The 13807-nt window shown below is 63.5% G+C and carries 11 protein-coding genes; 5 read left to right on the top strand and 6 right to left on the bottom strand.

The features are described from left to right. The first annotated feature begins 134 nt into the window (after positions 1-134). Both AB7532_RS27845 and AB7532_RS27850 read left to right on the top strand, forming a co-directional pair. A complete protein-coding gene (locus AB7532_RS27845; protein ID WP_441237885.1) occupies positions 135-1772 on the top strand; it encodes a phytoene desaturase family protein in 1638 nt (545 codons plus the stop codon). Between the two features lie 190 nt (positions 1773-1962). Further along, positions 1963-2163 (top strand): hypothetical protein, encoded by a 201-nt coding sequence (locus AB7532_RS27850; RefSeq protein WP_441237886.1) that lies wholly within the window; start codon positions 1963-1965, stop codon positions 2161-2163. Between the two features lie 107 nt (positions 2164-2270). Here AB7532_RS27850 and AB7532_RS27855 read toward each other — a convergent pair whose 3' ends face one another. Then, on the bottom strand, positions 2271-2426 hold the full coding sequence (locus tag AB7532_RS27855; protein WP_441239366.1) for a Flp family type IVb pilin: 156 nt from the start codon (positions 2424-2426) through the stop codon (positions 2271-2273). A gap of 163 nt (positions 2427-2589) precedes the next feature. On the opposite strand from AB7532_RS27855, the gene AB7532_RS27860 reads away from it, so the two are divergent. Further along, positions 2590-3477, top strand: coding sequence for a 50S ribosomal protein L11 methyltransferase (locus tag AB7532_RS27860; RefSeq protein ID WP_441237887.1), 888 nt, complete (start codon positions 2590-2592; stop codon positions 3475-3477). A 93-nt stretch (positions 3478-3570) separates the two neighbouring features. Here AB7532_RS27860 and AB7532_RS27865 read toward each other — a convergent pair whose 3' ends face one another. Then, positions 3571-3750, bottom strand: coding sequence for a hypothetical protein (locus tag AB7532_RS27865; protein ID WP_441237888.1), 180 nt, complete (start codon positions 3748-3750; stop codon positions 3571-3573). Between the two features lie 189 nt (positions 3751-3939). Between AB7532_RS27865 and AB7532_RS27870 the strand changes: the two genes are divergently transcribed. Both AB7532_RS27870 and AB7532_RS27875 read left to right on the top strand, forming a co-directional pair. Further along, complete coding sequence (locus AB7532_RS27870; RefSeq protein WP_441237889.1) at positions 3940-5769, top strand: aminopeptidase P family protein; 1830 nt, start codon at positions 3940-3942, stop codon at positions 5767-5769. Positions 5770-6096: 327 nt separating this feature from the next. Next, positions 6097-7371 carry a multidrug effflux MFS transporter gene (locus AB7532_RS27875; RefSeq protein WP_441237890.1) on the top strand — a complete coding sequence of 425 codons (1275 nt, stop codon included), beginning with the start codon at positions 6097-6099 and terminating at the stop codon, positions 7369-7371. A 161-nt stretch (positions 7372-7532) separates the two neighbouring features. On the opposite strand, the gene ligA is transcribed toward AB7532_RS27875, so the two are convergent. From ligA to lpxC, 4 genes are all read right to left on the bottom strand, one after another. Further along, positions 7533-9683, bottom strand: a complete 2151-nt coding sequence (gene ligA, locus AB7532_RS27880) for an NAD-dependent DNA ligase LigA (protein WP_441237891.1) — start codon at positions 9681-9683, stop codon at positions 7533-7535. A 160-nt stretch (positions 9684-9843) separates the two neighbouring features. Then, on the bottom strand, positions 9844-11514 hold the full coding sequence (recN, locus tag AB7532_RS27885; RefSeq protein WP_441237892.1) for a DNA repair protein RecN: 1671 nt from the start codon (positions 11512-11514) through the stop codon (positions 9844-9846). Positions 11515-11527: 13 nt separating this feature from the next. Continuing rightward, positions 11528-12445 carry an outer membrane protein assembly factor BamD gene (locus tag AB7532_RS27890; protein WP_441237893.1) on the bottom strand — a complete coding sequence of 306 codons (918 nt, stop codon included), beginning with the start codon at positions 12443-12445 and terminating at the stop codon, positions 11528-11530. 245 nt (positions 12446-12690) lie between these two features. Next, positions 12691-13653: a UDP-3-O-acyl-N-acetylglucosamine deacetylase gene (lpxC, locus tag AB7532_RS27895; protein WP_441237894.1), complete on the bottom strand. Its 963-nt coding sequence runs from the start codon at positions 13651-13653 to the stop codon at positions 12691-12693. Positions 13654-13807 lie beyond the last annotated feature (154 nt).

Genomic DNA, 13807 nt, shown 5'->3' on the forward strand with positions numbered 1-13807 from the left:
CCCGGCGGGCGCCGGACGCGCGCAATGGAGCACACGGCGCCTGAACGGGCAACAAAGGGGCTCGTGATGTTGCGGCGGGAAATGCCTGATATACAGAAGTCATTCCGGGTCCGGTCGCTCGGACCCATCCTGCAATGACCGTGGAACAGCTTGAATCCTTCATGAGCGAAACTGACGTTGTCATCATCGGCGCTGGCCATAACGGCCTCACCTGCGCGGCCTATCTCGCGATGGCGGGGCTGCGCGTGCGCGTGGTCGAGCGCCGCAAGGTGGTCGGCGGGGCCGCGGTGACGGAGGAGTTTCATCCGGGCTTCCGCAATTCGGTCGCGGCCTACACCGTGAGCCTGCTCAATCCGCAGGTGGTCCGCGATCTCGGCCTCCCCGAGCAGGGCCTGCGCATCGTCGAGCGGCGCGCGCAGAATTTTCTGCCCGCGCCTGACGGCAATTATCTCCTCACCGGCGAGGGACGGACCAAAGCGTCAGTCGCGCGGCTCAGCACGCATGACGCGGAGGCGCTCGACGGTTTTTCGCGCGAGCTGGAAGACATCGCCGACGTGCTCAGGCAATTCGTGCTGCGCGCGCCGCCAAATCTGCTGGCCGGCATCGGCACGGCCGCCATCCGCGAGGCCGTGAACGCGCTCCAGAGCGCCAACATCCTGCGCGGTCTCACGCTGGAGCAGAGCCGCAGCCTGCTCGATCTCTTCACCCGCTCGGCCGGCGAGATGCTGGACGAGCGCTTCGAGCACGATCTGGTCAAGGCGCTGTTCGGCTTCGATGCCATCGTCGGCAATTACGCCAGTCCCTACGCCGCAGGCTCGGCCTATGTGATGCTGCATCACGCCTTCGGCGAGGTGAACGGCAAGAAGGGCGTGTGGGGCCACGCCATCGGCGGCATGGGCGCGATCACGCAGGCGATGGCGCGCGCAGCACGCGACAAGGGCGTCGTGATCGACACCGATGCGGGCGTGCGCGAGGTGATCATCGAGCGTGACCGCGCCGTCGGCGTCGTGCTGGAGAGCGGCGAGACGATCCGTGCGAAATATGTTGCGGCCAATGTGAACCCAAAGCTGCTCTATACGCGGCTGATCGCGGCCGACGCCCTGCCCCAGGATTTTCTCGCGCGCATGCGCAATTGGAAGAACGGCTCCGGCACCTTCCGCATGAACGTGGCGCTGGACCGCCTGCCCTCCTTCACGGCGCTGCCCGGGGACGGCGATCATCTCTCCTCGGGCATCATTTTGGCCCCGAGCCTCGGCTACATGGACCGCGCCTGGCTCGACGCGCGCGCGCAGGGCTGGAGCCGCGAGCCCGTGGTGGAAATGCTGATCCCCTCCACGCTCGACGACACGCTGGCACCCGCAGGCAAACACGTCGCGAGCCTGTTCTGCCAGCATGTCGCGCCGGAGCTTCCGGACGGAAAATCGTGGGACGACCATCGCGACGTGGTCGCCGATCTCATGATCGCGACGGTGGACAAATACGCGCCGGGCTTTGCGGGAAGCGTGCTCGGCCGTCAGATCATGTCCCCGCTCGATCTCGAACGGGAGTTCGGTCTGCTCGGCGGCGACATTTTCCACGGCGCGCTGACGCTGAACCAGCTGTTCTCGTCGCGGCCGATGCTAGGCCATGCCGACTACCGCGGGCCCCTGAAGGGCCTCTATCATTGCGGCTCGGGCGCCCACCCCGGCGGCGGCGTCACCGGCGCCCCCGGCCACAACGCCGCGCAGGCGATCCTGAGGGACCACCGCTCGCTGTTCGGAAGCCGTGGATAGGTCTGTGGATGGGCGGTGGATAAGTCTGTGCGAAGAGGGTGGAAACCTACCGCAACTCGCACGGCCAAGCCGGGTACGAGGCGGTGGAAAAACTGAGGATGAGTGGCGGGATAAGGCCGTGGACAATGCCCGGAAAACAAGCGGACAGCCTGTGGGCATTCGGTAGACACTGAATTTTGAGGCTGAGATTATGGAGATCGGCGAGCGGATTCGAATCGACGGTATGACCGGTCGTGTCGTCGCTCTCATCTCCGAGGGCAAATTTTCCGCGGATTATCCGGCCGAGCGATGGGCCTATCTCAAGGTCGGCACGCTCATCGACACCGATGAGGCGGGCCTGATCCATTATCCGGACCTCGACGGCGTCGAATTCGAGAGAATTTCAAACTGAGCCCCCCAAACGACTTCGCCCGCCAGGGGGCAATTCCCCCGTGCGGGCGAGCGTCTGGAAACAGCCTCTAAGAAAAATCAGCCCCGCTGGGAAATCGAAGGCAGAAATTACTTCAAGGAGCTGCTAATCGAACCGAACTTCTCGTTCAGGCTGGTGCCCAGGCTGTTCACCACGGTGATGATCGCCAGCGCGATGCCGGCTGCGATCAGGCCGTACTCGATCGCGGTCGCGCCAGATTCGTCCGACCAGAACTTCAAAACCATGCTCTTCACGTTTCGCCTCCGTTTCAATTCCAAGGTGCGTTGGCTGGATCCAACATCCGCAAATGTACGGAGCACAACCTGAGGTCCGGTTAACTCGGGAACCGCAAGTTATACGGAAAATCAGGAACAAAAGTTCCCAAAATTGAACTCAACGGAACCCTGAATGCAGCCTTCTCCGACCCATCGCGCCAGCTTTTCGATCGGCAACGAGGCCTCGGCCAAGCGCGTCGTTGACGTCCTCACCGAGGTCTTTTTCGAGGGCGATGCGGCGGTTGCCGCGTTCGAGCGGCCGGACGGACAATGGGACGTCACGCTGCATTTCGCCGATGCGCCAGACCAGGCATTGCTGCGCGAACTCGTTGCAACTTCAGCAGGAAACGAGATCGCCGACACGCTGTTGTTTGACACGATCGAGGCCAAGGACTGGGTCAAGGCGAGCCTGGAAGATCTCATCCCGGTGCCGGCCGGACGCTTCGTCGTGCACGGCAGCCACGACCGCGACCGCGTCGCGCCGAACAAGCTCAAGATCGAGATCGAGGCGGCGCTCGCCTTCGGCACCGGACACCATGGCACGACGCGCGGCTGTTTACTGCTGCTTGACCATGTCCTGAAGAGCTCCCGGCCGAGGAACTTGCTGGACCTCGGCACCGGCACCGGCGTGCTGGGGATCGCGGCGGCGAAAGCGCTGCATCGCGCGGTGCTCGCCTCCGACATCGACCCGCCTTCGGTGCGGGTGGCCGCCGAGAATGCAAGGCTGAACGAAGTTGGCAACCAGGTGCGGGTGATCCGCGCCACCGGCTTCGCCGCGCCCGACTTTGCCAAAAGCGGCCCGTTCGACCTGGTGCTGGCCAACATCCTTGCCAACCCGTTAAGGCAATTGGCCGGGCCGATGGCGCGGCACCTTGCGCCCGGCGCCCGCATCATCCTCTCGGGCCTGTTGACCCACCAGGCGCCCGCCGTGATTGCCGCCTATCGCGCGCGCGGTCTCGTGCCGGTCAAGCACCTCAGGATCGAGGGGTGGAGCAGTTTGTTGCTGAGGAAGCTCTCGTAGGGCGGATTAGCGAAGCGTAACCCGCCAACGCATGTCGCGACAAAAGGTGGGTCACGCCTACGGCTAACCCACCCTACGGCATCATCGTCGCCGCTACTCCGCCGGCGTCTCGTCCGGGCGCGTCGCACGCTCACCCTGCAAGGCACGTCTCGCGCGCCGCTCGGCGAAGCGGTCAATCATCTGGCTGATGAGGCCGCGCGGCTTCTTGGGTGCCGTTGCAGCCGGCGCGCGGCCGGCCGGCGGCGAAATCTTCTCAAACGTGAACGCAGGCATCGTGTGTCCTCTCGCCATTGAGATGAACCACTTGCTCGAATTTCCCTGTTATCCGGACGAAGCGCAACTGCTGCATCCTGTACTCCACTCAATTCGAATGGAACATTTTCAAGCACACTCCATGCCAGTTGCGACTTCAAATGCGTCTACATTGCGGACCGATGCCTATGACCTTAGACTGAGCCCATCATGTTCGAAGCGCACTTCCAGACATTCGAGGAGCCCGAGGCCGGCGTCGCATTGACGGCGCGCCTTTCCGCGCTCCGTGAAGACCTCGCCCGCCGCAAGCTGACCGGCTTTGTCGTTCCGCGCGCCGACCAGCAGCAGAATGAGTATGTCCCGCCATCGGAAGAGCGGCTGGCCTGGCTGACCGGCTTTACCGGCTCGGCGGGATTGGCGGTGGTGCTGACGCACGAGGCCGCAGTGTTTGTCGACGGCCGCTACACGATCCAGGCGGCCAAGCAGGTCGATGCAAAGGCCTGGGCGGTGGAATCGCTGATCGATCCGCCGCCGGAGAGCTGGGTATCTGCGCACCTGAAAGCCGGCGACCGCCTCGGATTTGATCCGTGGCTGCACACTTCTTCAGCAGCCGAGCGCCTCGCCGCCGCCTGCACCAAGGCCGGCGCCGAGCTGGTGGCCGTCGACAGCAATCCGGTCGATGCGATCTGGCAGGATCGGCCGCAGCCGCCGATCGCACCGGTCGCGGTGCATAGCTTGCAAAATGCCGGCGTCACCGAGGCCGACAAGCTCATGCAGATCAAGAGCGAGATCGACAAGCTCGGCGTCGACGCGCTGTTGCTGTCCGACAGCCATGCCGTGGCCTGGACCTTCAACATCCGCGGCGCCGACGTCGCGCATACGCCGCTGCCGCTGTCCTATGCGCTGGTGCCGAAGGATGGCCGGCCCACCGTCTTCATCGACCACCGCAAGCTCTCCAACCTCACCCGCGACCATCTCGAACAGTCCGCCGACGTGCGCGAGCCCGATGCGATGGCGCCGACGCTGATGGCGCTGGCCAAAAGTGGCGCTGCGATCGCACTCGACAATGCCACCGCGGCCGACGCGCTGAGCCGGTTGATTACGGGTGCCGGCGGCAAGCCGGTGCGCGGCAGCGATCCGATTGCGCTGCTGAAAGCGGTCAAGAATGCGACCGAGATCAAGGGCACCAGGACGGCGCATGTGCGCGATGCCGTGGCGCTGGCGCGCTTTCTCGCCTTCATCGACCGCGAGGCCCCCAGCGGCAAGCTCACCGAGATCGACGCGGTCGAGGCGCTGGAAACGTTCCGTCGCGACACCGGTGCGCTGAAGGACGTGTCGTTCCCGACCATCTCGGGCACCGGCCCGAACGGCGCCATCGTGCATTACCGCGTCACCCGCAAGAGCAACCGGCGCATCGTGCCCGGCGATCTCCTGCTGATCGATTCCGGTGCGCAGTATGAAGACGGCACCACCGACGTCACCCGCACCATGGCCGTGGGCGAGCCGACGGCCGAGATGCGCGACCGCTTCACCCGCGTCCTGCGCGGCCATATCGCGATCGCGCGCGCGGTTTTCCCCGACGGCGCGACCGGTGCACAACTCGACACGCTGGCACGGCAATATCTCTGGGCCGCCGGCGTCGATTTCGAGCACGGCACCGGCCACGGCGTCGGCAGTTATCTCAGCGTCCACGAAGGGCCAGCGCGTATTTCAAAACTCGGCACCACGCCGCTGAAGCGCGGCATGATCCTCTCCAACGAGCCCGGCTATTACAAGACCGACGGTTTCGGCATCCGCATCGAGAACCTCGAGCTGGTGATCGCCGCCGACATCGCGGGGGCGGAGAAGCCGATGAACGCGTTCGAGACGCTGACGCTGGCGCCGATCGACCGGCGGCTGATCGATGTCGCGATGCTGAACCGCGACGAGCTCGACTGGCTCAATGCGTATCATGCACGCGTGCGGGCCGAGGTTCGGCCGGCACTGGATGAGGCGACCAAGGCCTGGCTCGATCAGGCCACGGCGGAGCTGAGGGCGTAGCGCGCATAACGCTACGCGATTTGCGCAAGGCTGCTTCTCGCACAACAGCTGTCATGCCCCGCGAAGGCGGGGCATCCAGTATTCCAGAGACGGCAAACGTATACGGAGACGCTGCGGCGTACTGGATTCCCCGCTTTCGCGGGGAATGACACCGGAGATGTGGCTCGAGCGCACAACATCTCGGCACACAAGCGCCCCGTAGAATAACGGCCTCCGCGTGCCCTCATCATAACCGTCCCGAAATCCGTATAGCCGCATTCCGAAACGCCGATATCCGTCTTGCGCGAGCACGCTACAGTCGGATTCGACTTCGAGAGACGGACGAATATGCACGGGATGATCAGCAAGCCGCCGGGAGCGGTGACCGACCTCGCGACCTCGCGCGTGGTGTTGCTGCTGCTCGTCGTCATGACCGGGATTGCGCCGATCTCGCTCTACATGCTGGTTCCGGCGCTGCCGGTGCTGGCGACGAATTTCGGCAGCGACATCTCGATCGCGCAGATGACGGTGTCGCTCTACATGGTCGGTATCGCGCTGTCGCAGCTGATCATGGGGCCGTTGTCGGACAGGTTCGGGCGGCGCCCCGTGCTGCTCGGCGGGCTGACGCTGATGGTCGCGGCCAGCATCGCCTGCATCTTCGCGCAAACCCTGCCGCAACTGATCGCCGCGCGCTTCTTCCAGGCGCTGGGCGGCGCCGCCGGCATGGTGATCAGCCGCGCCATCATCCGCGACATCTACGATCGGGATCGCGTCGCCTCGATGATCAGCCTCGTGGTCGCCGCACTGATGATCGGGCAGATGGTGTCGCCGCTCACCGGCGGCCTGATCGAGACCGCGTTCGGCTGGCGCGCGATCTTCTACGCCATCACCATCGGTGCGATCGTCGTCGCCGTCGGCATCGCGGTCGCGCTGCCGGAGACGCGCCGCACCCGCGCCGCCGGCAGCGGCTTCCGCCGCGATGTCGGCGTTCTCATCCGCAATCGCGCCTTCGTCGGTTACGTGATGTGCCAGGTGCTGGCCTCGCAGATCATCTTCACCTTCGCCGGCGGCGGTCCCTACATCGTGGTGACGCAGATGGGCCGGACCAGCGCCGAATACGGCGCCTGGTTCGCGACAACAGGCTTTGCGTATCTGGTCGGCAACCTGCTCTGCGTGCGCTTTGCGCCCAGGCATTCGCTGGAGAAGATGATCTGGGTCGGGCTCGGCCTGCAACTCTGCGGCAGCCTGCTGAACCTGACGTGGAGCTTCGCCGGCTGGAACGAGGCGCCCGTCTGGCTGTTCGGCACGCAGATGATCGTGATGGCCGGCAATGCCTTCGTGATGGCGAACTCCGCCGCCGGCGCCATCAGCATCCGCCCGGAAGCCGCCGGCACCGCGTCGGGCGCGATGGGCTTCCTCCAGCAAGGCATCGGCGCGCTGATGTCGCAATTCGGCGCCTATCTCGGCGGCCACTCCGCCACCACACTGCCGCTGACGTCCGCGGTTCTCGTGATCTCGTTGCTCTGCGCGGCCACAATGATCTTCGTCGTGCCGCGACGGGAGGTGGTGGTGAGCGAGGCGCTAATCGGGCAGGCGGAAGAGGAAGAGACGGGGATGATGTGAGGGGCGGCACGGCCGTCGCAACCCCCTCGGTGTCATCCCCCGCGAAGGCGGGGGATCCAGTACGCCGCGGCCTCTCGGTTCAATCACGACTGTCTCTGGAATACTGGATCGCCCGCCTGCGCGGGCGATGACAGCGGAGTGAGAGGGCGAGCGCGCTTCCCTCACTCCCCGATCAGCGTCAGCCACTCGTCCTCGGTCAGCACCTTGACGCCGTGCTTGGTGGCATCCTTGAGTTTCGAGCCCGCGCCGGGGCCGGCCACCACGAGATCGGTCTTCTTCGACACCGAGCCGGATACTTTTGCGCCTAAGCGTTCGGCGGTCACCTTAGCCTGATCGCGCGTCATCTTCTCCAGAGAGCCCGTGAACACCACAGTCTTGCCTGATACCGCCGAATTGCTCTTAGGCTTTTCAGCATCTAAGACAGAGACCTGTTGAGTCAATCTCTCAACAACGCGACGATTGTGACTCTCGCTGAAATAATCCGCGATGCTTTTGATGACTGTTTCGCCAATCTGGTCGAGTGCGTCCATCTCAGCGATCGCCTCCTCGTCGCGTTTGGCGACTTTGAAGCAGGCCTCATGAAATGCGGCCCAAGAGCTATAACCGCGCGCCAAAGCCAACGCCGTGGTCTCCCCAACTTGACGAATACCTAACGCGTTGATGAAACGCTCTAGGCCGATTTCTCGCCGCGCTTCGATCGCAGCAAATAGATTACGTACCGAAGTCTCGCCGTAGCCTTCGACTTTTTCTAGCCTGAGCTTGGTGTTGCGCTGATGCAACGTGAATATGTCAGCGGGCTCTTTAACCCATCCCTCCTCAAAGAAGTGTTCGAGTTGCTTTTCGCCCAGACCGTCAATGTCGAATGCCTTACGCGAGACAAACAACTTCAAATGTTCAATTCGTTGGTACGGACAGGCGAACTCCCCGCTACAACGAAGGCGGGACCCCTCTTCACCCGTGGCGGTCTCCTCGCGTATTACGTCGGTATGCAGGGGACACGGACACTTCTTCGGGAAATGATACTCCTTTGCTCCCTTTGGTCGCTTATCGATCAAAACATCGACTACCTGCGGAATGACGTCACCCGCTCTCTGAATTACGACGGTATCGCCGATTCTTATATCGCGTCCTTCACGTAGCGGTTCACCATCACCACCGATGCCGCGAATATAATCCTCGTTATGCAGCGTAACGTTCTGTACGATCACGCCACCAACGCCTACAGGCTCGAGCTTGCCGACCGGGGTAAATGATCCGGTACGGCCGACCTGGATTTCGATGTCGCGCAACACCGTGATCGCTTGCTCGGCCGGAAATTTGTGCGCAATCGCCCAACGCGGCATTCCCGAGGCGAAACCGAGCTGCTCTTGCCAAGCGATGCGGTTAATCTTGTAGACAACACCATCAATGTCGTAATCAAGTTTGGCACGCTGTTCCTCAATCTGATGGTAGAACGCGAGCAACTCGTCGACCGAATGGCATCTCTTAGTCAGCGGGTTTGTCTCAAAGCCAATATCTTCGAACCAATGCAACATCCCAGTCTGTGTGGTTATCGGGGGCGAGTCACTTAGTTCACCCCAACTATAGGCGAAGAAGCCGAGGGGGCGTGAAGCTGTGATTCTCGGATCTTTTTGTCGTACAGAGCCTGCTGCCGAATTACGGGGATTGGCGAAGATGGTGTCTCCTGCTGCCTCCTGCCGCTCATTGAGAGCGAGGAATGCCCGCTTAGTCATGTAGACCTCGCCGCGGACCTCGCAGATGTCGGGGACATTGCGGCCCTTCAACTTCTGCGGCACGTCTTCGAGCGTACGGATATTGGCTGTGACATCTTCCCCGACCGCACCGTCGCCACGCGTCGCCGCAGTGACTAATTCGCCTCCCTCATAGCGCAGCGACATCGAGAGGCCATCGATCTTTGGTTCCGCACAGAAATCCAAAGTGGGCTCATTTGGTCGCAAAAAACGGACAACACGATCTTCAAAATCACGAACATCATCGTCTTTGTAAGCCTTGTCCAACGACAGCATCGGAAGTGAATGCCGAATCTTTCGGAACCGCCGCGATGGGGCTGCGCCAACTTTTTGCGATGGCGATTCCGCATCAACGAATTCTGGAAATCGCTCTTCAAGCGCGTTGAAGCGCTCGCGCAAGGCATCGTATTCAGCATCGGTGACGGTCGGCGCGTCGTCTTGATAATAGCGCTCGTTGTGCCCCTCTATCTCGAGCGAGAGCCGCATGTGCTCGACCTTGGCCTGCGCCTTGGTGAGATCGGCTACGTCACGGAGCGGTTTGGATCTTGGTGCTCTTGCCATGGTGTCTAAATACGACGGAGCGACCGGGAGGGTAAAGGTGGATAGAGGCGCGTTCCCGGGATGCTGCGCTGTGCTTTTTCATCGGTACACTACTGAACCGGGACCCGTATCGCGAGCTTTCTGGGTCCCGGCTCGCGCTGTGCGCGTCCGGGACACAAGCCTAACTCGCTGCCTTGAGCAGCCGGTCCGCGGCCGCCCTTGCCTCGGCGGTGATCTCGGCCCCCGCCAGCATGCGGGCGATTTCCTCGCGGCGGTGGTCGGCGGCGAGCGTGTTGACGCGGGTGGCGACGCGCTTGCCCTTGTCCAGCGCATCCTTGGAAATCAGCAGATGCTGATCGGCACGGGCGGCGACCTGCGGGGCGTGGGTAACGGCCATCACCTGGACCTTGCCGGCAAGACGCGCCAGGCGACCACCGATGGCGTCCGCGACCGCACCGCCCACCCCTGTGTCGATCTCGTCGAACACCAGCGTCGGCGCCGAGCCGCGATCGGATAGCACGACCTTGAGCGCCAGCAGGAAACGCGAGAGCTCGCCGCCGGAGGCGACCTTCATCATCGGCCCCGGCTTGGTGCCCGGATTGGTCTGCACCCAGAATTCAACGCGGTCGAACCCTTGCGGCCCCGGCGCGGCCTCATCAGTCGAGACCTGGGTCATGAATTTTGCGCGTTCGAGCTTGAGCGGCGCGAGCTCGGCATTGACGGCCTTGTTGAGCTTCTCGGCCGACTTCTGCCGCACCAGCGACAGCTTCTTCGCCGCAGTGGCATAGCGCGCATCGGCCTCGATGGCGGCCTGCTCCAGCTTTTTCAGGCGCGACGCACCAGCATCGATCAACACGACGTCGGCGGCATATTGGGCAGCGAGTGCCGCGAGCTGATCGACCGGGGTCGAATATTTGCGCGAGGCGGCGCGGAGCGCGAACAACCGCTCCTCGATGCGTTCGAGTTCGGCCGGGTCGAAATCGGTTGCGGCGAGAGCTGCCTGGAGATGCTGGTCGGCCTCCTCTAGCGCGTTGATCGCGATGTCGATCGCCTTCACAGCGGGCTCGACCAGCGCCGGCGAATTGACGCCGCGCCGCTCCAGCCGGCGCACCGCGGCCGCGAGTGTCGCAACTGGCGAATGGTGACCGCCGACCGCTTCCTGCGCCTCGCGCAGGTCGGAGGCGATCTTCTCGCCCTGCATCATGGTGGTGCGGCGGTTGGCCAGCGAGGTCTCCTCACCATCCTTCGGCGCAAGCTGCTTCAGCTCGTCGGAAGCGTGGCGAAGATAATCGGCCTCGCGCGCGGCGCGCTCCATGCCGGCGCGATGTTCTTCCAGCGCGGTGTTGGCGGTGCGGCGGGCTTCCCAGAGCGCCTCGACCGCAGCGACATCCTTCTCGATGCCGGCAAAGGCGTCGAGCAGCCGGCGGTGGGTGGCAGCATCGACCAGCGCGCGCTCGTCATGCTGGCCGTGGATCTCGACCAGGGCGGCGCCGACCGCCTTCAGCGTCTGCACGCTGATCGACTGGTCGTTGATGAAGGCGCGGGTGCGGCCGTCGGCGAGCTGAACGCGGCGGAGAATCATCTCGCCGGTATCGTCCAGCCCGTTCTCGGCCAGGATCTTCGCCGCAGGGTGATTTTTGGGGATATCGAACACGGCAGTGACCTGCCCCTGCTCCGCACCATGGCGCACGAGGCCGGCGTCGCCGCGGCCGCCGAGCGCCAGTGCAAAGGCATCGAGCAGAATGGATTTGCCCGCACCGGTCTCGCCGGTCAAAACCGCGAGTCCGGTGGCGAATTCGATATCGAGCCGTTCGATCAGGACGATGTCACGGATCGACAGACGCGCCAGCATGGAACCAGATTTCCTAGCCGAGACCCATTTTCTTGAAAGTCCGGCTGATCCAGGACCCCTGATTCTCGCTCGGTTCGAGACCGCCCGATTTTACAAGATTATAGGCGTCTTTGTACCAGCGGCTGTCAGGAAAATTGTGCCCGAGCACGGCCGCTGCGGTCTGCGCCTCGCCGACGATGCCGATCGCCATATAGGCCTCGGTCAGCCGGAACAGCGCTTCCTCGACATGGCGGGTGGTCTGGTACTGGGTGACGACGGCCTTGTAGCGGTTGATCGCGGCCGTGTAGTCGCGCTTCTGCATGTAATAGCGGCCGACATTCATTTCCTTGCCGGCGAGCTGGTCGCGCGCACCCTCGATCTTGGCCTTGGCCGAGGTCGCATATTCCGAGTTCGGATATTTGCGGTTCACCTCTTCCAGCGCGGCGATCGCCTTCTCGGTGCGGGCCTGGTCGCGGCTGATGTCCGGGATCTGGTCGTAATGCGACGCGGCGATCAAATACTGCGCATAGGCCGCGTCCGGGCTACCGGGGTGCAGCGTGACGTAGCGCGTGGCGGCGCCGATGCAGCCGTCGAAGTCACCGCCCTGATAGGACGCGTAAGCCGACATCAGCAGCGATTTGCGGGCCCAGTCGGAATAAGGATGCTGGCGGTCGACCTCTTCGAACTTCTTGTTCGCCGCCTTCATGTCCTTCTTCTCGTTCATGAGGTACAGGCCCTCATTGTAGATCTTGTCGGCGGGCTCCTCGGCGAAGGTGTCGTCCTTGGCGGTGAACTTGTCCCAGAGCGCGCCGGTGCCGCAGCCGGCCAGCGGCAGCGCGAGCACGATGAAGGCGGCGGCGTGAAGCAGCCCACGGACTCGCGACGAGACCTGTCGGGACAAGACCTCTCGGGACAAGACCTGGAGATATCCGCGCGTCATCTGTGCCGACATGAGTTTAAGCCCTGACGCCCTGTGATGCGGTGCCCGCCAGCCCATGAACTCCGTCATGGGCGCGAAATGTGACCGTGATGCCCGCCATGCGACACGCCGGTGTAACCGAAAAACGATCTTGAACCAACCGGATAGGCAGGCATTCCGCCCGGATTAAGGCGAACGCGCCGCAATCCTAGCCGATCATCGTTACCAGGAGTTTCCCGGAGTAAACGCCGCCAGACGGCAAGTCCGTCAATCGCAGGTCAGGACACGTCCGGACCGTAGGCCGCGGCAACACGGCCGCCGACGCTGCTGCGACCGACTTCGCCCACGGGACGCGTGGTGCGGCGGGCCACCTCGCCCTCGACCACCCGCCAGGCGGTACGGTCGGCGAGCAATGCGGTCAGGACGGCGTGGTTGAGCTTGTGGCCGCCACGCACCGAGCGGTAGGCGCCGAGCAGAGGCAGGCCGGCCAGCGCGAGGTCGCCGATCACGTCCAGAACCTTGTGGCGGGCGCATTCGTCGGCGTAGCGCAGGCCCTCGGTGTTGAGCAGCCGCTCTTCGTCGAACACGATGGTGTTGTCGAAGGAGGCGCCGAGCGCGTAACCCGCGCTCCAGAGCCGGGCGACGTCGCACATCAGGCCGAAGGTCCGGGCGCGGCCGACTTCACGGCGGAAGCGTTCCGGGCTCAGGTCGAAGCCGTAGCTCTGCTGGCCGATGACGGGATTGGTGAAGTCGATCTCGACCTCGGCACGGAACCCGTTGGCGTAGGGCCGGATCTCGCCGAAGGAGTCGCCGATCTTGACCGAGATCGGCTTCAAAACCTGAATGAAGCGGCGCTGCGCCGGCTGGCTGACGATACCGGCCTGGTCAATCGCTGCGATGAAGGCGGCGGCGCTGCCGTCCATGATCGGCACTTCCGGACCGTCGATCTCGATGGTGGCGTTATCGACGCCCATGCCCCGCAGCGCAGCAAGCACGTGCTCGGCGGTGGATACCAGCGGGCCGTTGCGATCGCCGAGAACAGTGGCGAAATCGGTCGCGATCACCTGGTCGGCGGTCGCTTGAACTTCGCGGTCACTTCCCTCAAGTCCGGTGCGGACAAAAATAAAACCTGCGTCGACAGGCGCAGGTCCAAGCGTGAGAGTGACGGGAAGACCGGAATGAACGCCCACGCCTGCCACGGTGGCTTGCGCACGAAGCGTTGTTTGCCGGCTAAATTTCATCAGGAACCCGCCCCACTACGACCACTGCGACTTATACGAGACCTGCTTGGCCGGCCAGTGCCGACGCCAGCGAATCTCCGTATCCCCAAGTCACGGCAAACCATAGTCACTGCCTCAAACAGCGCCAACTCACGCTTTTTTACCGATTGTTACC

It is taken from the genome of Bradyrhizobium sp. 930_D9_N1_4 (assembly GCF_052076015.1).
Taxonomy (GTDB): Bacteria; Pseudomonadota; Alphaproteobacteria; order Rhizobiales; family Xanthobacteraceae; genus Bradyrhizobium.

Excerpts from the sequence above, each read along its gene's own strand:
- AB7532_RS27845 (WP_441237885.1), top strand. The coding sequence starts at position 135 with ATGACCGTGGAACAGCTTGAATCCTTCATGAGCGAAACTGACGTTGTC.
- AB7532_RS27850 (WP_441237886.1), top strand. The coding sequence starts at position 1,963 with ATGGAGATCGGCGAGCGGATTCGAATCGACGGTATGACCGGTCGTGTC.
- AB7532_RS27855 (WP_441239366.1), bottom strand. The coding sequence starts at position 2,426 with ATGGTTTTGAAGTTCTGGTCGGACGAATCTGGCGCGACCGCGATCGAG.
- AB7532_RS27860 (WP_441237887.1), top strand. The coding sequence starts at position 2,590 with ATGCAGCCTTCTCCGACCCATCGCGCCAGCTTTTCGATCGGCAACGAG.
- AB7532_RS27865 (WP_441237888.1), bottom strand. The coding sequence starts at position 3,750 with ATGCCTGCGTTCACGTTTGAGAAGATTTCGCCGCCGGCCGGCCGCGCG.
- AB7532_RS27870 (WP_441237889.1), top strand. The coding sequence starts at position 3,940 with ATGTTCGAAGCGCACTTCCAGACATTCGAGGAGCCCGAGGCCGGCGTC.
- AB7532_RS27875 (WP_441237890.1), top strand. The coding sequence starts at position 6,097 with ATGCACGGGATGATCAGCAAGCCGCCGGGAGCGGTGACCGACCTCGCG.
- ligA (WP_441237891.1), bottom strand. The coding sequence starts at position 9,683 with ATGGCAAGAGCACCAAGATCCAAACCGCTCCGTGACGTAGCCGATCTC.
- recN (WP_441237892.1), bottom strand. The coding sequence starts at position 11,514 with ATGCTGGCGCGTCTGTCGATCCGTGACATCGTCCTGATCGAACGGCTC.
- AB7532_RS27890 (WP_441237893.1), bottom strand. The coding sequence starts at position 12,445 with ATGTCGGCACAGATGACGCGCGGATATCTCCAGGTCTTGTCCCGAGAG.
- lpxC (WP_441237894.1), bottom strand. The coding sequence starts at position 13,653 with ATGAAATTTAGCCGGCAAACAACGCTTCGTGCGCAAGCCACCGTGGCA.